This is a genomic window from Tardiphaga robiniae, assembly GCF_001618955.1.
GTDB classification, from domain to species: domain Bacteria; phylum Pseudomonadota; class Alphaproteobacteria; order Rhizobiales; family Xanthobacteraceae; genus Tardiphaga; species Tardiphaga robiniae_A.
Genome location: NZ_LVYV01000034.1, coordinates 158,791 through 183,333, shown reverse-complemented (window position 1 = coordinate 183,333; position 24,543 = coordinate 158,791). Strand labels below are relative to the sequence as shown.

Annotated in this window: 29 protein-coding genes and 1 pseudogene; 16 read left to right on the top strand and 14 right to left on the bottom strand. The window is 61.6% G+C overall.

The genetic code is table 11. From position 1 onward, the window contains the following. Nucleotides 1–123: 123 nt before the first annotated feature. The 5 genes from A4A58_RS21015 (at nt 124) to A4A58_RS20995 (ending at nt 5,953) form a co-directional block, all read left to right on the top strand. Nucleotides 124–1,731: an ABC transporter substrate-binding protein gene (locus A4A58_RS21015; RefSeq protein WP_068736274.1), complete on the top strand. Its 1,608-nt coding sequence runs from the start codon at nt 124–126 to the stop codon at nt 1,729–1,731. A 31-nt stretch (nt 1,732–1,762) separates the two neighbouring features. After that, nucleotides 1,763–2,743 (top strand): ABC transporter permease, encoded by a 981-nt coding sequence (locus tag A4A58_RS21010; protein ID WP_068735742.1) that lies wholly within the window; start codon nt 1,763–1,765, stop codon nt 2,741–2,743. 213 nt (nt 2,744–2,956) lie between these two features. After that, nucleotides 2,957–3,910, top strand: a complete 954-nt coding sequence (locus tag A4A58_RS21005; RefSeq protein WP_068736272.1) for an ABC transporter permease — start codon at nt 2,957–2,959, stop codon at nt 3,908–3,910. A 25-nt stretch (nt 3,911–3,935) separates the two neighbouring features. Further along, a complete protein-coding gene (locus tag A4A58_RS21000; RefSeq protein WP_068735740.1) occupies nt 3,936–4,943 on the top strand; it encodes an ABC transporter ATP-binding protein in 1,008 nt (335 codons plus the stop codon). After that, nucleotides 4,940–5,953: an ABC transporter ATP-binding protein gene (locus A4A58_RS20995; RefSeq protein ID WP_068735738.1), complete on the top strand. Its 1,014-nt coding sequence runs from the start codon at nt 4,940–4,942 to the stop codon at nt 5,951–5,953. The genes A4A58_RS21000 and A4A58_RS20995 overlap by 4 nt, the downstream gene beginning before the upstream one ends. Nucleotides 5,954–6,135: 182 nt before the next feature. Here A4A58_RS20995 and recA read toward each other — a convergent pair whose 3' ends face one another. Then, a complete protein-coding gene (recA, locus tag A4A58_RS20990; protein ID WP_068735736.1) occupies nt 6,136–7,239 on the bottom strand; it encodes a recombinase RecA in 1,104 nt (367 codons plus the stop codon). Nucleotides 7,240–7,461: 222 nt separating this feature from the next. Between recA and A4A58_RS20985 the strand changes: the two genes are divergently transcribed. Beyond that, complete coding sequence (locus tag A4A58_RS20985) at nt 7,462–8,364, top strand: hypothetical protein (protein ID WP_139069896.1); 903 nt, start codon at nt 7,462–7,464, stop codon at nt 8,362–8,364. A 45-nt stretch (nt 8,365–8,409) separates the two neighbouring features. On the opposite strand, the pseudogene A4A58_RS29745 reads toward A4A58_RS20985, so the two are convergent. Continuing rightward, nucleotides 8,410–8,609: pseudogene (locus tag A4A58_RS29745) on the bottom strand (transposase); the annotation flags it as partial. Between the two features lie 182 nt (nt 8,610–8,791). Here A4A58_RS29745 and A4A58_RS30855 point away from each other — a divergent pair. The 3 genes from A4A58_RS30855 to A4A58_RS20970 all read left to right on the top strand — a co-directional run bounded on the left by A4A58_RS30855 (nt 8,792) and on the right by A4A58_RS20970 (nt 9,965). After that, on the top strand, nt 8,792–8,983 hold the full coding sequence (locus tag A4A58_RS30855; protein ID WP_068735732.1) for a hypothetical protein: 192 nt from the start codon (nt 8,792–8,794) through the stop codon (nt 8,981–8,983). A gap of 139 nt (nt 8,984–9,122) precedes the next feature. Next, nucleotides 9,123–9,536, top strand: a complete 414-nt coding sequence (locus tag A4A58_RS20975; protein WP_068735729.1) for a hypothetical protein — start codon at nt 9,123–9,125, stop codon at nt 9,534–9,536. Nucleotides 9,537–9,737: 201 nt separating this feature from the next. Further along, nucleotides 9,738–9,965 carry a hypothetical protein gene (locus A4A58_RS20970; protein WP_068735728.1) on the top strand — a complete coding sequence of 76 codons (228 nt, stop codon included), beginning with the start codon at nt 9,738–9,740 and terminating at the stop codon, nt 9,963–9,965. Nucleotides 9,966–10,006: 41 nt separating this feature from the next. Here A4A58_RS20970 and A4A58_RS20965 read toward each other — a convergent pair whose 3' ends face one another. Then, nucleotides 10,007–10,444 (bottom strand): acyl-CoA thioesterase, encoded by a 438-nt coding sequence (locus A4A58_RS20965; RefSeq protein ID WP_068735727.1) that lies wholly within the window; start codon nt 10,442–10,444, stop codon nt 10,007–10,009. Nucleotides 10,445–10,548: 104 nt separating this feature from the next. Continuing rightward, nucleotides 10,549–10,824, bottom strand: coding sequence for a hypothetical protein (locus A4A58_RS20960; RefSeq protein ID WP_068735725.1), 276 nt, complete (start codon nt 10,822–10,824; stop codon nt 10,549–10,551). A gap of 357 nt (nt 10,825–11,181) precedes the next feature. Here A4A58_RS20960 and A4A58_RS20955 point away from each other — a divergent pair, with 357 nt between their 5' ends. Further along, nucleotides 11,182–11,391 carry a DUF6894 family protein gene (locus A4A58_RS20955; RefSeq protein ID WP_068735723.1) on the top strand — a complete coding sequence of 70 codons (210 nt, stop codon included), beginning with the start codon at nt 11,182–11,184 and terminating at the stop codon, nt 11,389–11,391. 89 nt (nt 11,392–11,480) lie between these two features. Here the strand turns inward: A4A58_RS20955 and A4A58_RS20950 are convergent, their stop codons facing one another. Continuing rightward, nucleotides 11,481–11,762: a hypothetical protein gene (locus tag A4A58_RS20950; protein WP_068735721.1), complete on the bottom strand. Its 282-nt coding sequence runs from the start codon at nt 11,760–11,762 to the stop codon at nt 11,481–11,483. 162 nt (nt 11,763–11,924) lie between these two features. Next, nucleotides 11,925–12,215, bottom strand: coding sequence for an HdeA/HdeB family chaperone (locus tag A4A58_RS20945; RefSeq protein WP_068736271.1), 291 nt, complete (start codon nt 12,213–12,215; stop codon nt 11,925–11,927). Nucleotides 12,216–12,445: 230 nt separating this feature from the next. On the opposite strand from A4A58_RS20945, the gene A4A58_RS20940 reads away from it, so the two are divergent. Then, on the top strand, nt 12,446–12,685 hold the full coding sequence (locus A4A58_RS20940; RefSeq protein WP_068736269.1) for a PilZ domain-containing protein: 240 nt from the start codon (nt 12,446–12,448) through the stop codon (nt 12,683–12,685). 7 nt (nt 12,686–12,692) lie between these two features. Here A4A58_RS20940 and A4A58_RS20935 read toward each other — a convergent pair whose 3' ends face one another. Both A4A58_RS20935 and A4A58_RS20930 read right to left on the bottom strand, forming a co-directional pair. Next, entirely contained in the window at nt 12,693–14,117 is a 1,425-nt protein-coding gene (locus tag A4A58_RS20935; RefSeq protein WP_068735719.1) for a caspase family protein, read from the bottom strand. A 174-nt stretch (nt 14,118–14,291) separates the two neighbouring features. After that, nucleotides 14,292–14,531, bottom strand: coding sequence for a hypothetical protein (locus A4A58_RS20930; RefSeq protein ID WP_068736267.1), 240 nt, complete (start codon nt 14,529–14,531; stop codon nt 14,292–14,294). A gap of 314 nt (nt 14,532–14,845) precedes the next feature. On the opposite strand from A4A58_RS20930, the gene A4A58_RS20925 reads away from it, so the two are divergent. Further along, nucleotides 14,846–16,057, top strand: coding sequence for a GNAT family N-acetyltransferase (locus A4A58_RS20925; protein WP_068735717.1), 1,212 nt, complete (start codon nt 14,846–14,848; stop codon nt 16,055–16,057). A gap of 18 nt (nt 16,058–16,075) precedes the next feature. Next, the gene (locus A4A58_RS20920; protein ID WP_068735715.1) at nt 16,076–17,020 is read left to right on the top strand and encodes a JmjC domain-containing protein; all 945 of its coding nucleotides are present in this window, start codon (nt 16,076–16,078) and stop codon (nt 17,018–17,020) included. 135 nt (nt 17,021–17,155) lie between these two features. Here A4A58_RS20920 and A4A58_RS20915 read toward each other — a convergent pair whose 3' ends face one another. Together A4A58_RS20915 and A4A58_RS20910 are read right to left on the bottom strand one after the other, a co-directional pair. Beyond that, nucleotides 17,156–17,821: a DsbA family oxidoreductase gene (locus A4A58_RS20915; RefSeq protein WP_068735713.1), complete on the bottom strand. Its 666-nt coding sequence runs from the start codon at nt 17,819–17,821 to the stop codon at nt 17,156–17,158. A 63-nt stretch (nt 17,822–17,884) separates the two neighbouring features. Then, the gene (locus tag A4A58_RS20910; protein ID WP_068735711.1) at nt 17,885–18,703 is read right to left on the bottom strand and encodes a helix-turn-helix domain-containing protein; all 819 of its coding nucleotides are present in this window, start codon (nt 18,701–18,703) and stop codon (nt 17,885–17,887) included. Nucleotides 18,704–18,819: 116 nt separating this feature from the next. Here A4A58_RS20910 and A4A58_RS20905 point away from each other — a divergent pair, with 116 nt between their 5' ends. Next, nucleotides 18,820–19,272 (top strand): hypothetical protein, encoded by a 453-nt coding sequence (locus A4A58_RS20905; protein WP_244499822.1) that lies wholly within the window; start codon nt 18,820–18,822, stop codon nt 19,270–19,272. Here A4A58_RS20905 and A4A58_RS20900 read toward each other — a convergent pair. Further along, nucleotides 19,214–19,885 carry an SET domain-containing protein gene (locus A4A58_RS20900; protein ID WP_068735709.1) on the bottom strand — a complete coding sequence of 224 codons (672 nt, stop codon included), beginning with the start codon at nt 19,883–19,885 and terminating at the stop codon, nt 19,214–19,216. The genes A4A58_RS20905 and A4A58_RS20900 overlap by 59 nt on opposite strands. Nucleotides 19,886–20,033: 148 nt before the next feature. Between A4A58_RS20900 and A4A58_RS20895 the strand changes: the two genes are divergently transcribed. Next, on the top strand, nt 20,034–20,669 hold the full coding sequence (locus A4A58_RS20895) for a hypothetical protein (protein WP_068735707.1): 636 nt from the start codon (nt 20,034–20,036) through the stop codon (nt 20,667–20,669). Between the two features lie 20 nt (nt 20,670–20,689). On the opposite strand, the gene A4A58_RS20890 is transcribed toward A4A58_RS20895, so the two are convergent. The 3 genes from A4A58_RS20890 to A4A58_RS20880 all read right to left on the bottom strand — a co-directional run bounded on the left by A4A58_RS20890 (nt 20,690) and on the right by A4A58_RS20880 (nt 23,708). Further along, nucleotides 20,690–21,691 (bottom strand): tripartite tricarboxylate transporter substrate binding protein, encoded by a 1,002-nt coding sequence (locus A4A58_RS20890; RefSeq protein WP_068735705.1) that lies wholly within the window; start codon nt 21,689–21,691, stop codon nt 20,690–20,692. Nucleotides 21,692–21,775: 84 nt separating this feature from the next. Further along, nucleotides 21,776–22,675 (bottom strand): VOC family protein, encoded by a 900-nt coding sequence (locus tag A4A58_RS20885; protein ID WP_068735703.1) that lies wholly within the window; start codon nt 22,673–22,675, stop codon nt 21,776–21,778. A gap of 40 nt (nt 22,676–22,715) precedes the next feature. Further along, entirely contained in the window at nt 22,716–23,708 is a 993-nt protein-coding gene (locus tag A4A58_RS20880; RefSeq protein ID WP_068736265.1) for a zinc-dependent alcohol dehydrogenase family protein, read from the bottom strand. Between A4A58_RS20880 and A4A58_RS20875 the strand changes: the two genes are divergently transcribed. Next, entirely contained in the window at nt 23,688–24,536 is an 849-nt protein-coding gene (locus A4A58_RS20875; protein WP_349509583.1) for a GntR family transcriptional regulator, read from the top strand. The genes A4A58_RS20880 and A4A58_RS20875 overlap by 21 nt on opposite strands. Nucleotides 24,537–24,543: the final 7 nt, after the last annotated feature.

Genomic DNA, 24,543 nt, shown 5'->3' with positions numbered 1-24,543 from the left:
CAGCGCATGCCTGCCAAATGCCGCTTGCGTGGCGTGCAATCTCCGCCAACAATGTGACACTCGCTCAACTGTCGGGCGGCCGCGCGGTGATGCAATCGCGGCAATGCAATGGAGAAGCTCAGTATGTCGATCCGTCAGACGTTCATTGCCGCCGCTGCATCGCTGATCGCCTTTGCCACAGTTTCTGCCTCCGTACTGCCCGCCTCCGCACAAACGCTGCGCTATGCCAATCAGGGCGACCTGAAATCGCTCGATCCTTATACGCTGCGCGAGACCACGACGATCGCCCATCACGGCCAGGTCTATGAAGGCCTCGTCGGACGCGGCAAGGATCTGCAGATCATCCCGGCGCTTGCCGAGAGCTGGGAAACACCGGAGCCGACGCGCTGGCGCTTCCATCTGCGCAAGGGTGTCAAATTTCACAATGGCGACCCCTTCGCCGCCGATGATGTCGTGTTCTCCGCCGACCGCGTGCGCGCCAAGGGCTCCGACTTCACCACCGTCATTCCGGCCGATGCCAAGGTGCTCAAGATCGACGACTACACCGTCGATTTCGTACTGACCAAGCCCAATCCCATCCTGACGTCGCAATGGGACGTCTGGTACATCATGGACAAGAAATGGGCGGAGGCGAACAATGCCAACGCGCCGACGCCTGCCGCGGCGACATCGCCAAGCTTCGCGTCGTTGAATGCGAACGGCACGGGCCCCTTCACCATCGAAAGCCATCAGCCGGGCGTGAAGACCGTCTTCAAGGTCAATCCGAACTGGTGGGGCAAGCCCGAGCATAATCTCAAGGAGATCATCTTTACGCCGATCGCCTCCGACGCCACCCGCGTCGCGGCGCTGCTGTCCGGCGAAGTCGACATCATCGAGCCGGTGCCGGTGCAGGACATCGCCCGCGTCAATGGCTCAGCCAACGCCGCCGTGATGGCCGGGCCGGAGCTGCGCACCATCTTCCTCGGCATGGACCAGATCCGCGACGAGCTGCTGTTCTCGAACATCAAGGGCAAGAACCCGTTCAAGGACATTCGCGTCCGCGAGGCCTTCTACAAGGCCATCGACATCGAACTGATCAAGAGCCGCGTCATGCGCGGACTGTCGACACCGTCCGCCTTGATGATCGCGCCGCCGCTGTTCAAGCTCTCCGGCGACTTCGCACGGCCGAAATACGACGCCGACGGCGCCAAGAAACTGCTGGCCGATGCGGGCTATCCCGACGGCTTCGAAGTCGGCATGGATTGCCCGAATGATCGCTATGTCAATGACGCCGCGATCTGCCAGGCGGTGGTCGGCATGCTCGCGCGCATCGGCGTCAAGGTCACGCTGAACGCGCAGCCGAAGGCGCTGTATTTTGCCAAGGTCTTCAAGACCGGCGGCTTCAACACCTCATTCTATCTGCTTGGCTGGACACCGGGCACACAGGATTCGCACAATGTGATGCATGACATCATGGGCTGCCGCGACGATCCCGCGAGCCCGCGCGGCGCCACCAATCTCGGCGGCTATTGCAACAAGCAGTTCGACGCCCTTACCGATCAGGTGCTGCAGGAGACCGACACCGCCAAGCGCGACCAACTCATCAAACAGGCCTATGAGATCGCCGCCAAGGACTGGGCCTATATCCCGCTGCATCAGCAGGCGCTGGCCTGGGGCGTCTCCAAGAAGGTGAAGATCGTGCAGCGCCCGGACAACCAGGTGCTGCCATACTGGGCGGTGAAGCAGGACTAGGCGGCACCCAAGCGGAAAGCGAAGGTCACGCATGCTCGCTTTCATCCTGCGCCGCGCTTTGCAGTCCATTGGTGTGATGATCGCCGTCGGCATCATCGCCTTCACCATGTTCCGCTTCGCCGGCGATCCCGTGAACCAGATGGTGGCCATTGACACCACGCCGGCGCAGCGCGCCGAGGTGCGCGCATCGCTCGGCCTCGACGATCCCGTCCCGGTGCAATTCGCGCGCTACTTCATCAATGCCGTGCAGTTCAAGTTCGGCGTCTCCTACCAGTTTCGTCAGCCGGTCTCGGCGCTACTGAAGGAGCGTATGCCGGCAACGCTGGAGCTCGCGACCTGCGCCACCGTGATTGCCATGGTATTCGGCATCCTGATGGGCATCTATTCGGCACTGCGGAAGGATTCGTTCTTCGCCAAGGTGCTGCAGGCGGTGTCGCTGATCGGCATCTCGCTGCCGACCTTCCTGATCGGCATTTTGCTGATCTATCTCTTCGCAGTGACCCTCGGCTGGCTGCCCTCCTTCGGGCGCGGCGACGTCGTCAAGTTCGGCTGGTGGACCACCGGCCTGCTTACGATCTCCGGCCTGAAGGCGCTGATCATGCCGTCGGTGACGCTCGGCCTGTTCCAGATGACGCTGATCATGCGTCTCGTCCGCGCCGAGATGCTGGAAGTGTTGCGCACCGACTATATCCGCTTCGCCCGCGCCCGCGGCCTGACCACCCGCGCGATCCATTTCGGCCATGCACTAAAGAATACGCTGGTGCCCGTCATCACCGTGGCCGGGTTGCAATTCGGCTCGGTCATCGCCTTCGCGATTATTACCGAGACGGTGTTTCAGTGGCCGGGCATGGGGCTGCTGTTCGTGCAGGCCGTGCAGAATGTCGATATCCCGATCATGGCGGCCTATCTCCTGGTGGTGTCGGTGATCTTCGTGACGATCAATCTGATTGTGGACATCCTCTACACCATCGTCGATCCGCGCCTGCGCGCGACGATCAACCGGCCGGCATGAGGGGAAGATGATGTTTTTCCGGCTTGGCCTCAATCTCCTCATGTCGTCCCCGCCTAGTGCGCCTCCGGCGCACGCGGGGCGGGGACCCATAAACACCGAGTACGCGGCGGCACGCCGGAGGCAACGACGGCGCTTCGCAATTTCGATAGTGGTTATGGATCCCCGCCTTCGCGAGGATGACAGACAGAGTGCGTGGCGGCCTTGGAGGACAAGATGACCGACGCCCCCCTGCCAGACACGCCCGCCCCCCGCACACCGTCCCTCATCGCCCGCGCCATCGACAGCGACATATTCTATTCGTTCCGCCGCTCCAGGCTCACAATGGTCGCCGCCGCGATCGTGTTCGTGCTGCTGATGATGGCGCTGTTTGCGCCTTTGCTGGTCGTGCAGAATCCGTTCGATCCGGCGCAGCTCGAACTGATCAACTCCCGCATCTCGCCGCTCTGGACGGCGGAGGGCCAGAGACCGTTCCTGCTCGGCACCGATGAACAGGGCCGCGACATCTATTCGGCAATCCTCTACGGCATGCGGATTTCGCTCGTGGTCGGCGTGCTCGGCGTCAGTTTCGCGGCAGTGCTCGGCATCGGGCTCGGCCTGATCGCCGGCTATGTCGGCGGTGCCGTGGACAGCCTCATCATGCGCATTGCCGATGTGCAGCTCACTTTTCCGGCGATCCTGATCGCGCTCTTGATCGACGGTGTGGTGAAGTCGGCGCTCGGCAATCATCTCGATGCCTCGACCACGCTGATCGTGCTGGTGGTGGCCATCGGGCTGAGCTTCTGGGTGCAATATGCCCGCACCGTGCGCGGCTCGGTGATGGTGGAGAAGAACAAGGACTATGTCGCCGCGGCGCAGCTGATCGGCCTGCCCGCGCGCGTGATCATGATCCGCCATGTACTGCCCAACACCATGGGGCCGATCCTGGTGATCGCCACCATCAATCTCGCACTCGCCATCATCACCGAGGCAACGCTGTCGTTTCTCGGCTCCGGCATGCCGGACACGATGCCGTCGCTGGGCACGCTGATCCGCATCGGCAACAACTATCTGTTCTCCGGCGAATGGTGGGTCATCGCCTTTCCCGGCCTCGCGCTGGCCTCGCTGATCCTGTCAATCAATCTGCTCGGCGACTGGCTGCGCGATGCGCTGAACCCGAAGCTGCAATGATGCCTCACATCACACAGTGCCCGATATGAGCGTCCCCGTCCTCTCCGTGCGCAACCTGCGCGTCGAATTCGCCAGCCGGCGCGGCGCGCTGCGTGCCATCGACGGTGTGTCCTTCGATATCGCCAAGGGCGAGGTGCTGGGCGTGGTCGGCGAATCCGGCGCCGGCAAATCGGTGACGGGACTTGCGGCCATCGGCCTGATCGATCCGCCCGGGCGCATCTCGGGTGGCGAGATCCTGCTGTCCGGATTGCGCATCGACAATCTGCCGCCGGAGCAGATGCGCCGGATTCGCGGCAAGCGCATCGCCATGATCTTTCAGGATCCGCTGACCAGTCTCAATCCGCTGTATCGGATCGGCGACCAGCTGGTGGAAACGATCCGCACCCATCTCAACATGAACGAGACGCAAGCGCGGAGGCGCGCGGTCGATCTGCTCGCCGAGGTCGGCATTCCCGCGCCGGACAAGCGTGTCGATGCCTATCCGCATGAATTCTCCGGCGGCATGCGGCAGCGCGTGGTGATCGCGCTGGCGATCGCGGCCGAACCCGAACTGATCATCGCCGACGAGCCGACCACGGCGCTCGATGTCTCCGTGCAGGCGCAGATCATCGCGCTGATCAAGCGGCTCGGCCGCGACCATGGCACCGCCGTGATGCTGGTCACCCACGACATGGGTGTGATCGCGGAGACATCGGACCGTGTGGCCGTGATGTATTCCGGGCGCATCGCCGAGATCGGCCCGGTGCGCGACGTGGTGCAGAACCCGTTGCATCCCTATGCCAAGGGGCTAATGGGCGCGATTCCAACGCTGACCGGCGATGCCTCGCAGCGGCTGGTGCAGATTCCGGGAAGCATGCCGCGCCTCTCCGCCATTCCGCAGGGCTGTGCGTTCAATCCGCGCTGCAGTTTTGCGTTCGACCGATGCCGTGTGGAGCGGCCGGAGCCGATCGCTGTGGGCGCGCAACAAGTCGCCTGTCATCTTTATGACCCCCGCCATTCCCAAGACCACGCCCATGTGGAGAGCGTGGCATGACGGCGCTGGTGCAGGCCCGCAATCTCAAACGCGCCTTCGACGTCTCGAAGCCCTGGCTGAACCGCGTCATCGAGCGCAGCCCGATGGAGTTTCTGAAAGCCGTCGATGGCGTCTCGTTCGAGATCAAGCGCGGCGAGACCTTTGCGCTGGTCGGCGAATCCGGTTCCGGCAAGAGCACGGTGGCCCGGATGGTGGTCGGGCTGCTGCCGCCGACCTCCGGCGACGTCATCATCGACGGTGTCTCGATGAGCGATCCCGGGCAGGCGAGCGCGCGCAAGCTGCTGCGCAGGCGGATCCAGATGATCTTCCAGGACCCCTATGCCAGCCTCAATCCGCGGCTGCGGGTCGATGCGATCATCGCCGAACCGATCCGCGCCTTCGATCTCATTCAGGGCGAGCGCGACATTCGCGCCCGGGTCGGCGAATTGCTCACGCTGGTGGGCCTGCATCCCGACGACGGCCAGAAATACCCGCATCAGTTCTCCGGGGGCCAGCGCCAGCGTATCGCGATTGCCCGCGCACTCGCCTCCGAGGCCGAATTCATCGTCTGCGACGAGCCAACCTCGGCGCTGGATGTCTCGGTGCAGGCGCAGATTCTCAACCTGATGCGCGAGCTGCAGGACAAATTCGGCCTGACCTATCTGTTCATCAGCCACAACCTTGCTGTGGTCAGGCATATGGCTGACCGGATCGGCGTGATGTATCTCGGCCGCATCGTGGAGATTGCGGAAGGGCACGAACTCTTCCGCGCGCCGCGCATGCCTTATACGCGCATGCTGCTGGGCGCCGTGCCGGATCTGGCCATGTCAGGCCGCGCACGCATCGCGGTCTCCGGCGAGATTCCGAACCCGATCGATCCGCCCTCCGGCTGCACGTTTCACCCGCGCTGCCCGGAAGTGTTCGATCTCTGTCGCAAGGTCGTGCCGGATCTGGTCGACGGCGTCGCCTGTCATGCGGTCAACAAACTGATCGCGCCACCAAGCGAGGCTGTCCCAGCCGCGCGGCGATAATTGCGATCAGCGCGCACCCAGATCAGGACGCCTGAAACGACAACGCGGCAGGCACCGCAGGGTATCGGCAACAGACCCCCACAGCACCCACCGCGAAATCATTCAGCCGCAAATGTCGCTGCAAGACCGGTCCAGCAAGATCACTGCGCATGAACGTCAGTGCGTCTTCGGACCCGATCCGATCAATCTTCTGCCGGCTCCTCGCCGTCACCGCCGTCTTCGTCACGCTCGACGGGACCGGCCAGAATCTGGTCGGCGATCAGTCCGGAATTCTGCCGGATCGAGGCTTCGATCCTGGCGGTCATGTCCGGATTGGCCTTGAGGAAGGCCTTGGAATTCTCGCGGCCCTGACCGAGGCGCTGACTGTCATAGGAGAACCAGGCGCCGGACTTCTCGACGATTCCCGCTTTCACGCCGAGATCGAGGATTTCGCCCATCTTGGAAACGCCTTCGCCATACATGATGTCGAATTCGACCTGCTTGAAGGGCGGCGCCAGCTTGTTCTTCACGACCTTGACGCGGGTCGAATTGCCGACCACTTCGTCGCGTTCCTTGATCGCGCCGATGCGGCGGATGTCGAGACGAACCGACGCGTAGAACTTCAACGCATTGCCGCCGGTGGTGGTTTCCGGCGAGCCGTACATCACACCGATCTTCATGCGGATCTGGTTGATGAAGATCACCATCGTATTGGATTTGTTGATCGAAGCGGTCAGCTTGCGCAGTGCTTGGCTCATCAGACGGGCCTGCAGGCCGGGCAGCGAATCGCCCATTTCACCTTCGAGTTCGGCACGCGGCACCAGCGCCGCCACGGAGTCGACGATCAGCACGTCCACCGCGCCGGAGCGCACCAGCGTGTCGGCGATTTCCAGCGCCTGTTCGCCGTGATCCGGCTGCGAGATCAGGAGCTCATCGACATTGACGCCCAGCTTGCGGGCATAGACCGGGTCGAGCGCGTGTTCGGCGTCGATGAAGGCGCAGATGCCACCCTTCTTCTGGGCTTCCGCGGCGCAATGCAGCGCCAAAGTCGTCTTGCCCGAGGATTCCGGTCCGTAAATCTCGATCACCCGGCCCTTCGGCAGCCCGCCGACGCCGAGCGCGATATCGAGGCCGAGCGAGCCCGACGAGATCACCTCGATGTCCATCGACCGGTCGTTCTTGCCGAGCTTCATCACCGAGCCCTTGCCGAACTGGCGCTCGATCTGGGAGAGCGCGGCCGACAGGGCCTTGGTCTTGTCCATGGAGGATCCTTCAACGATACGCAGGGCAGTCGGAGTGGTAGCCATTGATCTAGCTCCTTATGAAGGGATTCGCGACAGGACAAACGGCAAGCGCCAGAGGATGGCGGCGCTGTTCGGGTTGAAAATAATGTACCCTATCTGTTCTATGTTCGCAATATGTTCTTTTGAGAATTTTGGCAGCTATATACCCTTTGAAGATGTTCACTAGATTGGGCACATATCCGTCTGCCACAACTAGCTCTAGAGGGCTGTGGGAGACGTACGACAATGGAAAACGGTGGCGTAAAACGCCTTACTATTTCGGCGATAGCAACTGCGCTGGTTTTGGGTGCCATTGGCGGCACGGCTCAGCAAACAGCCGGATACGCACTTCAAGCGTCGGGCGGCGATGTTTGGGCCTATCGCTACATGGTTACAACCATGAATAAAGCCGCTAATTTTTTCACATCACCAATCTTTATAATTCTGGCCTGCGCTGCGGTGGGCGCGGCGATCTATTCTTGGGTCGATCTCGTCATCCGCATGTGGTCTGAAAGATGGCGACTAACAGATCGATTGTCGTTCGGTTCTTCCGACCGTAAGCTTATAGCTATGTCGCTCATGTTGATTTTTGGTGGTGGCTTTGCCCTCAGTGCCCTTTGGCTCGCGGGCGAGAGGTTTATGGTGCCGACGCCTATTCAGAAAATCACCGCGGATGGAATTCCCCAAAGCGACGATCAAAGGGCAGCCATTATTGCACCATTTCAGGCTCAAATAGATGAGCTTAGAAAACAGATTGCTTCTATTCCGCAGCCCGCTCCGGCTTTTTTTGGCGGAGGCCCGGCAGCTACTGCTGGAAAAGAAGTTACCAAGAGAAGTGTACGTGAACTACGAGCTATTTATGAGGGTCGCACGCGATTGCAGGCGGATGCGTTTATCGCTGACGAAAAAGGGAAATGGATTGAAGTAGAAGGAATCGTCCAGAATGTTGATTCTGGCATGGCCTTTCTACAAACAGGACAGGAGGCTCACAATGGAATGCCCGATTATGTCGAATGCCGCTTCGAAGCCAATTGGAATGCTAAATTAGGAACTTATCGCCAGAACGAAAAAATGAAAATTCGTGGCATAATTGGACCAATTCAAAACGGGGCTCAAATATATCTTCAAGGGTGTGAGATAATTTCATGAGTAAATCGACAGATCAGCGCTTCGACCAACTCTTGCAGACAATGGTCACTTAACCGGCACCTTCGAAAAAGCCCGCAAAAGAAGCTCGAACATCAAAGCAGGCTGACGGCACAGGTTATGGCGATACTCGAACTCGCGAAGGTAAAGCTGCAGATGCTTCTTCGAAACCCAAACGTAGTTCCGCTGATCCCGCGCTTCACCTGCGACCAGAACGACTCAATTGAGTTGGCGTGCACATCGCCGCGCCGAATTTAACAGCAGTGGCCTAACTCAAGAAACTGGGATCAGTCGCACTCTGTCGTGACAATTCTGATACGGCACAGCCTAACGGTTCCGGTCCAGCGATCCAGCCGGACAGAGTGGTAGACCGGCTCCCCTCGGAGAGTCATCACCTGAAGAGGCCCCTTTTGCATCGAGTGCCGGATTGATGAAGAAATTCACGACCATCATTCACTTCATCTGGGCAATCTCTGCGGTTACGTTGGGTACGACAATCGGCGCTCTGTACGGGTGGGAGCATCATGGGGGGATTGGTGCCATCGCCCTTGGCTTCGTTGGATTCTGTTTCGGCGCGCTTGCTGCGGCTTCCCCTCAAATGGTCATGCAACTCCTTCGCTAGCCTCAGTGGCCTGGCTCGAAAACGACAGCTGCCCAATTTGAACTAATCCAGCCACTTTTGAACCTTCCTGCGCGTTTCCCGCACAACAGGATGTCCGCATCGCTCATGCGTTCAATCCGACATGGGAAGGTCACACGCCATGAAGACGATCGCACTGCTCTCCGTCGCTGCCCTGTTGCTCGTCGAACTCAGCGGCGCGATGCCCAGGTCGAGCGTGGGTGGCCCGCTGACCATCATGCTGATCATGTTTATCGCCATGCTGGCCGTGGGGATTCACGACGCCTGGACAAAAAAGCGCGGCGCGCTTGGATGGATCGCGAGCATTGTCGCTTCGGTCATCGGCGGCTTCGTGGCGGCGAGCCTGGTCGGCGTGGTCATGGACATGATAGGCTCGCACCTGCACCTGAACGGGTCGCTCGCGTCCTCGCACCATCCTCTGCTCTATATCTCGCTCGCGGGCATGGCGATCCTCACGGTGCTCGGATCATGGATCACGCTGCAGATCCCGGGCTGGGTCCTGAAGCGCAGCGAAGCCCCCCATAGCGGTGCATGAGGCAAGTCTCCCTTCTTTTGGGAACGTTGCCAAGATAAGGCCGCCTCGGTGCACGGCCTCTTTTGGTCAGTCCAGCGGTTTGAACGGGCCAGACGCCGGGTCACCCCAAGGCAGGCAAGTCCGGTCACGCAAGCTGCGGGCCGGCACACTCTGGACAGGCCCCCGCCACCACTTTAGAACGCTTCTAGCCAGGGAGCGTGGATGCCCAAGCCAAAGAAAACCGCCGCCGAACTTCAGAAGATCATTCGAGAAGCCGCCGCAATCGCCGGGCCATGGCCCAAGAACATGAGCGTGATCATCTATTCGCTGGATGACAGCTGGCGCGTCATCGTCAGTTACTCGGATCCGGCACAAACCCCTTTTCGCGACAGGTTGATGGAGATTTGCCGGGGCCTCGCCCATTTCTACGATCTGGACGAACCAGCCTAGAATCGCCTGGTGCCGGGCACCGGGCCCATGTCACCTGTGCCTTATCCCGCGAGATGCGTTTCGCGCGTGGCGATCAGATCGCGGATCGGTTGCGCGATCGGCACCGGGCGATGGGTCTTCTGATCGGTATTGACCCAGACGATCTCGCCAGCGGCAAACAGATCGTCGGCTGCGCGCGCGAAGATGCCGAGCTCGAACACCAGACTGGAATTGCCGATCCGCGCCACGCGCGCGGCGACGTCCAGCTCCTGATCGAACAGGATCGGCGCCTTGTATTCGATCACCGATTTGACGACGTGAAAGTCGACGCCGCTCACTTTGGCGTCGGCAAACTGGTCATAGCCGAGCGCACGAAAATATTCGGTGATGGTCGTGTCGAAGTAAGTGAGATAGTGCGCGTTGAACACGACGCCCTGGCCGTCGATCTCGGAATAGCGCACCCGAAACGGGTGGAAGAACCAGAACCACTCGCGTGACATATGCCCCTCGCTTATGTGCGGCGGCTTCGTTCTCCGCCCGGATGCTCCCCTAGCCTCTCTCGCGCGGCGAAGCCAGCCGCCGCAGGGAGACGTCATGCCGCAACTCAGATCCGCTTGATGGCCTTCGGCACAATGAAAATGTGCAACGCTGCGATGATCACCGACGCCAATATGAGGCCGGGATTGGCGCCGTGAACCTTCTCCGGCGCGAAGGTCGTCGCCGTCCAGATGATCAGGCGCACCGTCAGCATGAAGACGACCATGCCCCACAGCGCAATCCGCTTCGGCGCATCCCATGTCGGCTTGCCGTCAAAGCCCCATTGCATCGCGACGTGCTCACCTGCGATCCGCGGCTCGCCATAGAGGTTGCACCCGATCATCACGGCCAGAGCACATGTAAATACGAGATCGGCCGACAACGTTATTGCCCCATATGTGAAATCGCGGGCCGGATGACGCCCGCATCTCATCTCATCCCATCATATCGCAACGATCATGGCGCCTAATACCATCGCCGCTTTCGATGACGCGCCTTCCACGACAACCCAGAGATGCGCCATGGTTCCGAAAGCGGATCCCTGCACGCGACTGGCTGCGCCAAAAAAACCGTTTATTTGCCGCAAATTTTGCACATTTCTATCGACGCACGGAACAAGTTAGTTTAGCGGTATCATTGTCTTACAGCAACCTCAGGTGCTGCAAGCCATTTACACGCGCGCCAGCTGTGGTCGTTTCCCGTGCCTCGATTTTTCTTTCATATTATCGCCGAAAACACGTTCCTCGACGATGAAGGGACGAGCTTCAAGGACGATCAGGAAGCGATGCTGCACGCACGTCAGCTCGCATCGGAGATGGTGCGCAGCATCGGCGTCGTGAAGGGCGCGATCGTCGTCGAGAACGAAGACAGCGGCGGATTGTTCGAAGTGCCGCTGTCCTGGAGCAACTGACACAGGCGCATATGTCAGTGGCCGCACATGGGCTTCAGTCGATTTGCGCGCCCGGCGGCAAGAGCCGCCGATGCCACGTTATCGCCTGATCAATTCGCAGCGCTGCCGGTCTTGGTGCGTGGCTGTTTCGCGGGTGCAACGGCTTTCGGCGCATCGCTGCGCACATTGCCCCATGGATCGGCCGCGGCCTTGGTGTCGGGAATCTTGCGCAGCGACTCGCGATACGCCTTCTCGGTGATCGCGTCCTGCTCCTTCTCCTCCGCCGACTTGGTCTTCACCTCCGGCATCAGGTTCATCATCTGCGCGGCGGCCGGTCCGGTCAGAAGCGCGAGCGCTGCGACGACGCTGAATAGTTTGCTGGATCGTTTCATGGCACCAAAGCTCCGTGAATTTCGGAGGGGTTATACCACTGGCCATTCGGGCCCGCCAAGCACCTGGCGCAGGGCACCCCGTCGTGCCTCACGCAGGTTGAAACCTTCGGAAACCGGGAAACCGGAAACCCGGGATGCCCGGATGCCGGCCCGGACTGGAGCCTAGTCGCCCAGCACTTTCTCCGCGGCCGTCACGATGCTGATGGTCGGGTGCGCCGCGCAATAGGTGCCGAACTTCTTGGCGTTCTCGACGAACACCTCGGTGTCGATGATCGCATCGTCCGAGTCGCCCTTGTACCAGCCGTCCATCCAGGTCAGCACCATCTTGATCTCGTCGGGGCCGGATTCGACGAATTGCTTGCAGGACATGGTGGACAGATCGAGCACGACGGCCCGGGCCGGCGCGGCGGCGAGCATGGCAGCGGCAGTCAATAACGCGCAGGCGAATTTCATCATGGTCCCCTTCCCCGAAAAATGACGCCGCCGATGGCCGGCCCGAGCGTTCAACAGCCCCACGGTATCATGGAGTTCATTTCCTTGATTTGATATTTTTATGAAATCTTCTGATCCTCCAGAACTTCACGAAGGATGAACAGGCGGGTCCGGATTTCTGCGATCGGCTTCATCGGCCGGCAAGATCGCGGTGCTAGACGTGGCGCATGCAGACGATGCGGGCCACAACCATGATCGAGAAACGAGCGGCTCCACGACACCGGGTTCTGAAGCGCGGCACGCTGGCCTTTGGCGGCGGCGGTATCGATTGCACGGTCCGCAACCTCTCGGCCTCCGGCGCGCGCGTCGATATCGCAAGCCCGCTGGGCCTACCGTCGAATTTCATGCTGGTGATCGAGGCGGATCAGTTCATCCGCCGCTGCCGTCCGGTCTGGAATAACGACCGCCAACTCGGCGTGGCGTTCGAGTAGGCGCCCGTCAGTAGCGCCCACGGCCGCCATAGTTGCCGCCACCGTAACCGCCATAGCCTCCGCCACCGTAATAGATGCGCGGCACCGGCTCGTAATAGACCGGCGGCGCACGGCGGACGATGACCTCTTCCTCGACGATCTCACGGCTGCGCCGCGGCGGTGGCAACGGCTTGTCGGCGCGCTTCTTCGCAGGCTCAGTGGTTCTCTCCGCCTTCTTCGATGCAGGCGCCGCCGCGGGCGGCGCACCGCACGGGCATGTCGGGCCCGGTCCGGCCAATGCGACATTGGTCGGCGCGTTCGCTACCGCATCCGGCACCGGCTTGTTGCGCGTGCGCTCCTCGAGTTTCTGCGCGGTCGATGTCAGATCGCTGTCGGGATATTTCGCCAGGAAGTCGCGATAGGACGGCGCGGTGTTGGTGATGACGGCGTTGTTCCACGCCACCATCTTGTAGTGACGGTCGAGCCATTCTTTCGCCTGCGGGCCGAGCGGCGGCTCGGCATAGAGGCCGACAAAGGCCTCATAGGCTTCCACCGAACCATCCGAGACGATCAGGTTGTTGGCGTCCTGCACCGGCTTGCCCTGCAGCTCCTTGCGCCATTGATCGACGGTCTTCTTCGTCACGGCCGGCTTGGCGCCGGCATCCCCGCCAAAGAAGCGAAAATCATTGACCAGCGACGAACTCTCCCACGGCGTTTGCCGGCCTTCGGTGGCCTGATTGACCGACAGCCGCACGCGCTTGAATGCATCCTCGATCGGCAGGCCCGGCTCGCGCCCCGCCTTCAGCAGCGCCGTCGTATAGGGGCTGTTGCCGTCCTTGCCGTCTTCGGCTTCGGCACCGGGCGACGTGGAGAATGATAACAGCGTGCCGGGCGTGCCGAATTTCACGTCGACCTGGGCAAGCCCGCGGCCGGTGGTCTTGCTGATGGCCGGAAACGGATTGTTGCGGCAGGCATCGAGCAGGATGATGCGGCTCTTGCTCGGCACGGATGTCAGTGTGTTCAGGATGTCGTTGAGGCGCACCGCCTGCAGCGGAATATCGGCTTCGCGCTTCGGATCGATATCGACCGGCACCAGATAATTCTCGCCGTCGATCTGCAGACCGTGGCCGGCATAGAACACCAGCGCCACCGTGTCGGGCCCCTTGGCGGACACATTGGCGGCGAAGCCGGCGATCCTGGCGCGCAGATCGTTCTGCGACAGGTCCGTCGCCGACTGCACCTCGAAGCCGGCATCGCCGAGCATCTGCGCCATGGCCTTGGCGTCATTGACCGGATTGGGGAGCGGCGCGATGGACCGATAGGAGGATTGCCCGATCACCAGCGCCAGGCGGCTCTCGGCCAAAGCGGCTGTTGAGCCGAGAAGAGCGGCGCTCTGCGCACCGAACATCACCGTGGCTGCAACGATCACGCTGCGAATGACAGGAGGAACCATCGAACAGTCTCCCCGGCCCGGGCCGGCTCGCGCGACGGATAATTCCCCGCCTGATTCAACTGAAATCAGGATGGCCGTGCGCCAACAATGCGACGGCCTGCCGCTGCCCAATTTGGTCGCTGTCAACGCAAGCGCGGTTCACAGGAACCGCGTGCGGCATGTGCTGTCCGAAGATTACTTTTTCTTCGCCGCCGTCGTGGGCGCGGGTGCAGGCGCGACGCCGCCCCATGGATCATATTTTTCCTTGGGAGTCGGAACGCGCTCCAAGGCGGCCTTGTAGGCCTTCTCGTCGATCTTCGGCTTTTCGGGCGCAGGCGCATGATCGCTGCCGCCGCGCTTGCCGCCGCCCATCTGCGCTGTCGCCGGCGCAGCCAGAAGCGCCAGTGCCGCGATCGCCAATACCAATGCTCTCATCATGGGTCCCTCCGGCGCCTTGATAGCCTGACGTGCGGGCCATTTTCCAGCCCCAACATGGCCAAGCCGCGACCATCGACCGCAGGTCCGCCCGTCCTCGGAAACGCGCGAATACTCCGGCACTGGCCACCCCGGCCGGCCCATATCCGCTGAAAACACAGGCTTTTCAGCGACCGTTTGGTGAACGATCCGTTGCACATTCCCGTCAAATTTCATGTCCGGAAAAACCGGATCTTGGAATGTTTCTCCTAGTCTCCGCAGACAGCAATGGAGAAGCGGCTTGTGCCGCCTTCCTTGCGACGGGGATCGGGGACGTGGTCGACATTGCAAACCCAGCCGGCATGCATGGCAGCAGGACGACGGGCGCCGGGATGACCGCGGCGAGCCGCCCAGCGTCTGCGCCCGATGCACTTGCGCCGCTCGCGGCAATCGCGCCCGAGCCATGGCATGCGCTGGCACAGCAGGCCATCGAGCCGAACGGCTATTACCTCGCCGACTGGGAACTGGCCGTAAATGCATCCGCGCGCGGCCGCACCGGTGTCGCCGCGCTCAGCGCCTGGATGAGCGACGCCGGAACACCCCGCTTGATCGGACTGCTGCCCGTGATCACCGCGCGGCGCGCCTATCGTCTTCCGCTCCCCGCACTGGTGAGTGCCGACCCCTATGGCACGCTCTCAACGCCGCTGCTCGATCGCGACATGGCACCGGACGCCGTCACGCGCCTGCTGGAGCAGGCCCGCAAGGCCGGTGCGCATGCGCTGATCCTTGAGAACGTCTCGCTCGATGGCGCTGCAATGCAGGCGATCCGCAAGTCGCTCACCATGCAGGACCTGGCGCCGCGCATCCTGCAATCGCACGCCCGCGCCTGCCTCGATGCCACGCGCGATGCCGAGGACCTGCTGCGCGATGCGCTCGGCGCGAAAAAGCTGAAAGAACTGCGCCGCCAGCGCAATCGTCTCGCAGAACACGGCGATGTGACGTTCGATGTTGCACGCACACCGGCCGAAATCGCGGCGACCATCGACACGTTCCTGACGCTGGAAGCGAGCGGATGGAAGGGCAAGCGCGGCACCGCCCTGACGCAGGATGCCGGCGACAGTGCCTTTATCCGCAGCGCCACCAAGGCGCTCGCCGAACACGGCCAATGCGAGATCGTCACGCTGCGCGCCGGCGACACGCCGGTCGCGTCCGGTGTGCTGCTCAGGCATCTCGATCGCGCATTCTATTTCAAACTCGGCGTCGACGAGCGCTTCGCCAAACTGTCCCCTGGTGTCCAGCTCACGCTCGACGTGACCCGGCATCTGTGCGCCGATCCCGTGATTGCAAGCGCCGACTCCACGGCCAATGCCGGTCATCCGATGATCGACCCGATCTGGCGCGGCCGTCTTGCCATCGGCGACGTGCTGATTCCGCTGCGCAAACACGACCCGCTCGTCTCGCTGATTCACGGCGCATTGACCTTGCGTCGCTCGATCCGCGAACCGCTGCGGCGCGTCGCCCGCTCCATCCGCAACCGCCTCCGATAGATATCCAGGGGTTCAACCATGAACGCTGCAACTGACGTCGCGCCGGTGATCTCGGCCGCCAATCAATCGCTCAAGAACGATTTTCCGCTGAAGCCGTTCGCCATCAAGCACAAGCTCGCCGGACATCCGCTGCTGACGCTGCAGCGTATCGCACAGCTCGCATCCGAACTGCCGCGCGATCTCATCGAATACAATTCGGGCAAGGTCGCGATCAGCCAGGACCCCGACGCGATCCCGTCGGTGGATCTCGATCCCGTTGAGGTGGTCAATCGTATCGAGACCGCCGGCGCCTGGATGGTGCTGAAGCGGATCGAGAACTCGCCCGAATATCGTCAGCTGCTCGAAGACACGCTGTTGTCGGTGGCGCGCGCCCGCGGCTTCAATAGCCTGCTCGATGCCGGCTTCGAACAGCTCGAAGGCTTCCTGTTCGTTTCGTCGCCGAATTCAACCACGCCGTTCCATCTCGACAGCGAAGATAATTTCTTTGTCCAGATCCATGGCGAGAAGTTCTTCACGATCTATGACAACAAGGACCGCGCCATCGTCTCCGATGACGAGATCGAGCGCTCGATGACCAAGCATCGCAATCTCAAATTCGACGACAGTTTCGCGCCGCGCGCCGTCGAGTTTCACATGTTCGATGGCGACGGTTGCTACGTGCCCTATCAGTGGCCGCACTGGGTGCGCACCGCCGGTTCGTTCTCGATCTCGATGGCGATCACCTGGAAGACGCGCGAGGTGCGCCGCGTCAACGACCTGCACTTCTTCAACTCTATGCTGCGCGGCATCGGCTTGCCGCAGAAGCCGCCGGGCCAGCAACCGGTGCTGGATATGCTGAAGCTCGCCTTCTATCGCACCGTGACCACGGCGATCAAACCGCTGCGCACGTCATTGGCGATGCGCAAGGTTCTGCGCCGCATCGCGCTTGGCAAGAAGGCGAATTACTATCTGAAGGGCGCGTAAGGCTCAAAGCTCGTCGGCCGAGATCTCGGCGAGCTACGCCAAGCTACGTAGCCCGCATGAGCGCAGCGATATGCGGGGCACATCGGCAACATTCCCGGATATCGCTGCGCTCATCCGGGCTACATGCTGCGCGCCTTACTCCGCCGCCTCGGCGTTCACTTCTGCCGACACCTGACGGATCGCGCGCGCGAGCTTCTCCGCATCCTGCGCACCGGACACGGCATATTTGCCGGCGAACACGAAGGTCGGTACGCCGGAAATACCCTTGTCAGCAGCTTCCTTGGCATTGCCGGAGATCAGTTCGACATCCTCATCAGTGGCGAGACGCTTGCGGATGTCGTCCGCATCGAGCCCGACATCGGCCGCGGCCTGCACCAGCGTCTCGCTCTGCGTGAGATCGCCGCCATCGCGGAAATACAATTCCATCAGCCGCTGCTTGACCTCGGCCGACTTGCCGGACGCCTCGGCCCAATGGATCAGCCGGTGGCAATCGATGGTGTTCGGCTGGCGCTTCACGCTATCCGGCCGGTAGGTCAGGCCCTCCTGCTCGGCCGCATCGACCACACGGCCGGCGATGCCCTTATAGGCTTCGACCGAGCCGAACTTGGTCTCCAGATAGGTCGAGCGATCGATGCCCTCGCGCGGGATCCACGGATTGAGGAAGAACGGCCGCCAATTGACATGCACCGGCACGTCGGGGACCAGCGCCAGCGCATTCTCGATGCGGCGCTTGCCGATATAGCACCACGGGCACACGACATCGGAGACGATATCGATCTGAAGCGGCTTGACGGTGCTCATGGGCGGCCTCCCTGTATTTGTTCCGCCCACAAATAGGCGTCATGGACATCACGGACAAGGCCATTAGTTCCCGTTTGAAGCGATCTCGCGGAGCCTGTTCGCCGTGACGTCATCTGCCGGAAAGAACGTCTCGATGGCGATTTCCGACAGGGTGATATCCAGCGGCGTACCGAAGGTCATGGTCGTCGACATGAAGCTCAGCACATCGTCGCCCAGCCTCATGCGGAACGGCACCACGACGCTGTCAGCCGCGATCGGCGCCGACCGCGCCGGGACCGGATAGGTCTTCAATTCCTGATACAGTTTGAGCAAGTCAGGATCGGCGGTCGCCTCGCATTGTCGATGCAGCCGCTCCAGCAGATGCGCGCACCATTCACCAAGATTGACGGTGCGCGGGGCCAACGCCTCCGGATGAAAGCTCAGCCGCAGCACGTTGAAGGGCTGCCCGAGCAAGCGCGGCGCGATGCCTTCCAGCAGCGGCATCACCATTCGGTTGGCCGCGACCAGATTCCAGTGCCGATCGACCGCCAGCGCCGGATTGGGCTCATGCGCCTTCAGCACGAGATCGATGGCCTGACGCGCCGAGGCCAGCGCGGGATCGTCCAGCGCCCGCTGCGGAAAGGCCGGTGCGAAGCCAGCAGCCACCAGCAAGACATTGCGCTCGCGCAGCGGCACGTCGAGCCGCTCGGCCAGCCGCATCACCATCTCGCGCGATGGCGCGGCGCGGCCGGTCTCGAGAAAACTCAGATGCCGCGTCGAAATCTCGGCATCGCCGGCAAGATCGAGCTGGCTCAGGCGGCGGCGTTGCCGCCATTCACGCAGATGATGGCCGATCCCGGCGGGCCGGGATGTTGCGGAGGATGCTGCTAGCTGTGTGTTCATGGCAAAAAGCTAACACGCGAATTTCGCAGCTTCCATGACCTCACAGGTAATCGATTTGGCTCTGCGGCGCCGGCATCTTCGGGACATCCACAACGACCAACCGAAGGACGATGACCATGATCAATCCCTCTCTCCTGCTTCGCCGCGCCATCCAGATCGACGCCGTCGTCAGCGGCGCCATGGCGCTCCTCCTGACACTTGCCGCAGCCATGCTGGCGCCCCTGCTGCATCTGCCTGAAGCGCTGCTGCTGGAATCCGGGCTGTTTCTGATCGCCTATGCGGCGCTGGTCGGCTGGCTCGGTACCCGCACGGCCATGCCGAAGCCGCTGGTGCTGGTGATCATCATCGGCAACGCGCTGTGGACGCTGGGCAGCATCGGTCTGCTGTTCTCGGGCGCAGTCACGCCAAACCTGCTCGGCCAGATCTTCGTGGCCGCGCAGGCGATTGCAGTCGGCGTGTTCGCGGAGCTGCAATATATCGGGCTGCGCCGAAGCACAGCCCGCAGGCGGCTTAAGCCGCCTTGCTCCTGGCCTTGCCGGTCTTTGCCTTGCTGGCCTTGGCCGACCTAGATTTAGTTGATTTGGCCTTGGTCGCTGCGGAGGTCTTCTTCGCGGCGGCCTTGGTCGTTTTGGCTTTGCCCGAAGCCTTAGCCTTCTTGGCCTTATCTTTGGCCCTCTTGGCCTTCGCCTTTTCTTCCTTCTTCAGCGCCTTGCGCTCGGCCTTCTCCTTGGCCTTGAGCTTCTCGGCACGGGCTTCAGCGCGTTTCTTCTTGCGCTTCTTTTCGCAGGCGTCGCACTTGCAGCCGATCGGCTTCAGGTATTCCTTGAAATACTCCGTGCCGTAATCGTAGTTGATCTCTTCGCCCGGTTCGATCTTCTTGATCGAGCGGATGATGATCCGCTTCTTGGTCGCGTTGACGTCGGATTCGGCGTTCGGCTTGCAGGCATGGTTGATATAGCGCGCGATGTTCTTGCGGATCGAACCGTCGACGGTCCAGCGCTTGCTGATCTGGAACAGATATTTGTTCTCGATCGCGTCGTGCTTCTCATTCTTCGAATCCAGCAGGGGCCCGAAGTATTGGACGATCTTGACGCCCTTCTTGATCGGCTGGGTGGCGAAAAGACCGAGACCAGTTTTGGAACGGCCGATGCGATATGGCTTGGCGGAAGTCGAGGCGGGCATGGGATGAGGAACTGACGCTGCTGGAGACAAAATGAAGGCTGACCAAGCTGTCTAGCGCGATTCAATAAGCCCTGTCAGCCGCTTCCGTTGAACCTTCCCCAGCTTGTGAGCGTCAAAGCTGCATCTTTCCCGTGCTGGATGCCCTGAAATGCCCCGCCTGCGCGCTCTCGCTGCCGCTCTGACGATCCTGCTCGGCGCGACGTCGCTCGCCGCAGCCGACAATATCGGCAGCGTCTACACATCGACTGCCGACAAGGACTGCCGCAAAGTGTCCAACCTCAAACTCGATGGCGATGATTACGCCGCGGAACGGACCTGCCGCGGCCCAGCCGGTCTCGTCGTGATGAAGAACGAGAACGACCTGCGTGAAACAATCACCGTCGGACGCAGCGCCAGCGCTGCTGACAAGGAGCCGGCGGCATTGCAGGGCTTCGGCCCGTTCAACTCCACCACCAGCACCATCGAATGGCGTGTCCTTGCCGGCAAGCCATTCGCGATGATCCAGCGCTGGCACATCGCCGACAATGACGACCCCGAGAAAAATGGCCGGCCAAAATCCAAGCAGATGCTGGTGGTGACGCGACTGCCGCCGGGCGCCGTCTGCCATGTCGCCTATGTCGACGTGACGGCCAATCCGCAGGCCAATGAGATAGCCCGCAAGGCCGCCGACGAACTCGCCCGCGGCTTCGATTGCAACACGGGCAAGGTCAGCGTGATCGGCACCGACGGCCGCGCCACGGCACTGGCGATGGCATCGCGCAATATCCCGGGCCTGGCCCGGTAGGGTTCAAATCGATCGCGCGATCAAAGCTTCGGTATTTTCGCCGCATCAATCACCGCCGTCCATCGCGCGATTTCCGACGTGAGCAATTCACGCATTTCCGGCGGCGTGCTTCCCCGCACTTCGCCACCGATCGCCGCTTCCAGCCGCGCCCTGATCCCCGGGTCGGCCAGAGACTTCAGAACGGCCGCGTTGAGTTGGGCGATGATCCCCGGCGGAGTGCCCTTCGGCGCCAGCAGCCCGGCCCACGTCCTGACATCGAACCCCTTCAGACCTGCCTCGTCGACCGATGGAACGTTCGGCAGCAAGGCACTCCGGGTCGACGATGTGACAGCGAGGCCGCGCACCGCACCACTCTCGATCTGCGGCGCAACAAGCACGCTGGTGCCAACGATCATCGGCACGTCGCCCGCGAGCAGCGCGGTGATCGCCTGGGAGTCGCCGCGATAGGGCACGTGCAGCACGTCGATGCCGGCTGCCGCTTTCAACAATTCGCCAGCAAGGTGATGCGTGCTGCCGAAGCCGACCGATCCGAAACTCAACGATCCCGGCTTGGCCTTTGCGAGTGCGATGAGCTCTCCCAGCGTCTTTGCTTCATGGTCGCTGCGGGTGGCGACGACGAGCGCGTAGTAGACGATCGTGGAGATCATCTCGAAACCATCGACGGGTTGATAGGACAACGACTTGTAAAGCCCCGCCGAAATCGCATGGCCTCCGGTTACAAGGCCCAGTGTATAACCGTCAGGCGCAGCCTTGGCGACCGCATCCGATGCGAGATTGCCACCTGCACCAGGCTTCGCTTCGACGATGACGGTCTCATTGAGCTGCTTCGCCAGCCCGTCGGCAACGACGCGGGAGAGCGTGTCTGCCGCCCCGCCCGATGCGAAACCGTGAACGATACGAATGACACGATTTGGGTAGGCTTGCGCTGAGGCGCCAGGCACGTCGATCGACGAGGCTACAAATATAGACACCGCGAGGCATGCGAGAATTCTGCCCCGAATAGATTTCGACAGCTTGCTCATTATTTCCTCCCCTTTTATTTCTTCAGCGTTGATCGCCGAGTGCCGATCTGTCGCTTCGTAGCGGCGACTTTGTCGGCAGCGATGTCATGTCGCCTTGCGTTTAAACTCCGCGAGTTCCGCCGACGGCACAGGTCCCCAGATGTCGCGCGGAAGTCCGACCCAGACCTTGGGTCGCTGCGGACGATCGCGGTGCCATGGACGCGGCTCGAAATAGCCGAGCTCTTCATCGATCATCTGATCGAGATCGAAGAACAGTTCGATAAGATGGCCATCGGGGTCGCGGTGATAGATCGCGACATTGTGGCCCGGGCCATGACGCACCGGTCCCCACAGGATCTGCATCTTCTTGCGTCCGAGCAGATCGCAGGCGCGATGCATGTGCGAGGCATCACGGAGCTCGAAGGCCGCGTGATGCAATCGCCGACCCGGGCCGCGCGCGAAATTGACGGAGTGATGATCGAAACCACACCGCATGAAGACGAAGGCGTCCTCGATCCAGTCCGACACCCGGAAATTCAGCACGTCACCATAGAATTTCGACGCCTTCAGCGGGTCTTGCGTGTAGAGCGCGATATGGCCGAGGCGGTCGGCTGCAATGCCGCCGACAGGCTGCTCCGCAACAGCGAATGTCGGCCCCGCAAGCAGTTCGATCTCCATTTCCTCGAAGTCGCGGAACAGCACCGAACGAGACACGCCAGGAAGCGGATCGGACTGGATCTCGGCCGCAATTCCCGCGCGCGACAGTGTTGCCACCAGATCAGCGAAATCCAGATCGGGCGCCACTTCGAAGGTCAATCGCCGACAGGCCGCCTGATCGCCACGCTGCAGAACGACGGCGAGCTCGTCCGAGTCGGTAGCCAGCGATGCGCGACTGGCGTCACGCGTTACCACACCGAGTCCGACTACCGTTTGATAGTAGTCGATCTGCCTGTCGATATCAGGCGTAACGAACGTCACATGCCTGATGCGTTTTACCTTGATCATGTGGTCCTCCGTATCTCGTTTCAGACCGATAGCCGTTCGCCTACGGGGTCATGATGATCTTGCCGAGTGCGCCTCCGGACTCCAGCAGCGTGTGCGCCTGCCGGACCTCGGATAATTTCAGCCGTGCGGAGATTGCGGGCTTGATCTCCCCGCGCCCAAGCAGCGAGATCAACTTCCCCATGATGGCGCGGCGCGCATCGCGGTCATGGTCGTAGATGTGAAAGGAGAAGCAGCGCACGGCCGGACAGACGTCGAGATACTTCCGCATCTCTCCCATCAGATTCTCTTCCGGAAGCCCGGCGAAGGCGTTGTAGGAGACCAGCGTCCCCCACTTGCTGAGCACGCCGAGATAGGAGACGAATTCGGGACCGCAAACATGGTCGAGCACGAGGCCGACGCCGCTCCCCCCGGTCAATTCGCGCGTCCGCGCGACGACGTCCTCGTCACGATAGAAGATCACGTGGTCGGCGCCGTTGGATTTTGCGAATTGGGCTTTTTCCGTTGTGCTCACCGTGCCGATCACGGTCATGCCGGCCAGCTTCGCCAATTGCACGATCGACGTGCCGACGCCGCCAGCAGCACCAATCACAAGCACGCTGCCTGCGGGATTACGCCCACCGCATTCATGGAGCAGCGCCCAGGCGACTTGATAGTTCGCAAGGCACACGGCGTCCTGCAAATCGACGGCATCGGGTAGCAGATGGATGGCATCGGCCGGCGCGACCACATATTCGGCGTAACAGCCGCCGCGCTGTGACAGATCGCGGGCGCTCAGCAAAACCTTCTGCCCGACCGAGATGCCGACAACACCGTGACCGACTGCGGAGATGCGCCCGGCGACATCATTCCCCGGATTGGCCGGCAGTGGTGGCATCCACTTGTAAACGCCGCGCCTGATCAAGGCGTCCGGCTGGCCGACGCCAAAAGCCTCAGCCTTGATCTGCACCTCTTTCGGGCCCGGAGCCGGAATGGCGACATCGACATAATCGAGCGCGTCGGGACCACCGGGACGATGAACCAGCACAGCCTTCATGAATCCACCCTGCAGAATATATTTTCGAAAATATGTCCTATTACGAAAATTATTGCAATAGCGGTCCTGCGCCGGCATTCTGCAACCAGCCGGCGCCATCAGCCGGCGGAATCTGAGGTCCATTCCATGACTGCTTCGGCCGTCAAATCGCGCAAAGAATTCGGCAAAACACTCGCGGTCGATATCACGCACCGACTGCGTCAGGATATCGTGGCCTGCCGGCTCAAACCTGGCGAGCCGCTGAAATTCGATGCCTTGAAGCTCGCTTTCGGCGCAAGCTTCACGACCCTGCGCGAGGCGCTGACGTCGCTGACAGCGGACGGCCTGGTCGTTGCCGAGGAGCAGCGTGGCTTTCGTGTGGCGCCCGTTACGAGCGACGACCTGATCGACATCACCCAGACCCGGATCCTGATCGAGATCGAACTGCTCAGCCGCTCCATCGCAAATGGCGGAGATGACTGGGAAATAGCGGTTATGTCGACCCTGCACAGGCTGGGACGCATTGAGGAAAGGCTTCCCGGTAATCACGTCGAGAACCCGGAATGGCAGATCGCTCACCGCCAGTTTCACGAGGCGCTGGTGTCGTGCGGGCGCTCCCCGACGTTGCTCGGCATTCGGACTTCGCTGTTCGAGCGCGCCGAACGCTATCGAAACCTGTCCGCCATGTTTCGCCCGCAACCACGCGACAAGGTCGGTGAACATCGCGCCATCATGCAGGCCGCGATTGCCCGCGATACGAATCTCGCGACGTCCTTGATAGACCAGCACATCCGCAGCACCTCCGACAATGTCGTGAAATACGCGTCTCATCTGCTGACCGAATCCTGAGACGGGA

Bases quoted from the DNA above. Each gene is read 5' to 3' on its own strand.
- A4A58_RS21015 (WP_068736274.1), top strand. From the start codon at position 124: ATGTCGATCCGTCAGACGTTCATTGCCGCCGCTGCATCGCTGATCGCC.
- A4A58_RS21010 (WP_068735742.1), top strand. From the start codon at position 1,763: ATGCTCGCTTTCATCCTGCGCCGCGCTTTGCAGTCCATTGGTGTGATG.
- A4A58_RS21005 (WP_068736272.1), top strand. From the start codon at position 2,957: ATGACCGACGCCCCCCTGCCAGACACGCCCGCCCCCCGCACACCGTCC.
- A4A58_RS21000 (WP_068735740.1), top strand. From the start codon at position 3,936: ATGAGCGTCCCCGTCCTCTCCGTGCGCAACCTGCGCGTCGAATTCGCC.
- A4A58_RS20995 (WP_068735738.1), top strand. From the start codon at position 4,940: ATGACGGCGCTGGTGCAGGCCCGCAATCTCAAACGCGCCTTCGACGTC.
- recA (WP_068735736.1), bottom strand. From the start codon at position 7,239: ATGGCTACCACTCCGACTGCCCTGCGTATCGTTGAAGGATCCTCCATG.
- A4A58_RS20985 (WP_139069896.1), top strand. From the start codon at position 7,462: ATGGAAAACGGTGGCGTAAAACGCCTTACTATTTCGGCGATAGCAACT.
- A4A58_RS30855 (WP_068735732.1), top strand. From the start codon at position 8,792: ATGAAGAAATTCACGACCATCATTCACTTCATCTGGGCAATCTCTGCG.
- A4A58_RS20975 (WP_068735729.1), top strand. From the start codon at position 9,123: ATGAAGACGATCGCACTGCTCTCCGTCGCTGCCCTGTTGCTCGTCGAA.
- A4A58_RS20970 (WP_068735728.1), top strand. From the start codon at position 9,738: ATGCCCAAGCCAAAGAAAACCGCCGCCGAACTTCAGAAGATCATTCGA.
- A4A58_RS20965 (WP_068735727.1), bottom strand. From the start codon at position 10,444: ATGTCACGCGAGTGGTTCTGGTTCTTCCACCCGTTTCGGGTGCGCTAT.
- A4A58_RS20960 (WP_068735725.1), bottom strand. From the start codon at position 10,824: ATGATCGGGTGCAACCTCTATGGCGAGCCGCGGATCGCAGGTGAGCAC.
- A4A58_RS20950 (WP_068735721.1), bottom strand. From the start codon at position 11,762: ATGAAACGATCCAGCAAACTATTCAGCGTCGTCGCAGCGCTCGCGCTT.
- A4A58_RS20945 (WP_068736271.1), bottom strand. From the start codon at position 12,215: ATGAAATTCGCCTGCGCGTTATTGACTGCCGCTGCCATGCTCGCCGCC.
- A4A58_RS20940 (WP_068736269.1), top strand. From the start codon at position 12,446: ATGATCGAGAAACGAGCGGCTCCACGACACCGGGTTCTGAAGCGCGGC.
- A4A58_RS20935 (WP_068735719.1), bottom strand. From the start codon at position 14,117: ATGGTTCCTCCTGTCATTCGCAGCGTGATCGTTGCAGCCACGGTGATG.
- A4A58_RS20930 (WP_068736267.1), bottom strand. From the start codon at position 14,531: ATGAGAGCATTGGTATTGGCGATCGCGGCACTGGCGCTTCTGGCTGCG.
- A4A58_RS20920 (WP_068735715.1), top strand. From the start codon at position 16,076: ATGAACGCTGCAACTGACGTCGCGCCGGTGATCTCGGCCGCCAATCAA.
- A4A58_RS20915 (WP_068735713.1), bottom strand. From the start codon at position 17,821: ATGAGCACCGTCAAGCCGCTTCAGATCGATATCGTCTCCGATGTCGTG.
- A4A58_RS20910 (WP_068735711.1), bottom strand. From the start codon at position 18,703: ATGAACACACAGCTAGCAGCATCCTCCGCAACATCCCGGCCCGCCGGG.
- A4A58_RS20905 (WP_244499822.1), top strand. From the start codon at position 18,820: ATGATCAATCCCTCTCTCCTGCTTCGCCGCGCCATCCAGATCGACGCC.
- A4A58_RS20900 (WP_068735709.1), bottom strand. From the start codon at position 19,885: ATGCCCGCCTCGACTTCCGCCAAGCCATATCGCATCGGCCGTTCCAAA.
- A4A58_RS20895 (WP_068735707.1), top strand. From the start codon at position 20,034: ATGCCCCGCCTGCGCGCTCTCGCTGCCGCTCTGACGATCCTGCTCGGC.
- A4A58_RS20890 (WP_068735705.1), bottom strand. From the start codon at position 21,691: ATGAGCAAGCTGTCGAAATCTATTCGGGGCAGAATTCTCGCATGCCTC.
- A4A58_RS20885 (WP_068735703.1), bottom strand. From the start codon at position 22,675: ATGATCAAGGTAAAACGCATCAGGCATGTGACGTTCGTTACGCCTGAT.
- A4A58_RS20875 (WP_349509583.1), top strand. From the start codon at position 23,688: ATGAACCAGCACAGCCTTCATGAATCCACCCTGCAGAATATATTTTCG.
- A4A58_RS20880 (WP_068736265.1), bottom strand. From the start codon at position 23,708: ATGAAGGCTGTGCTGGTTCATCGTCCCGGTGGTCCCGACGCGCTCGAT.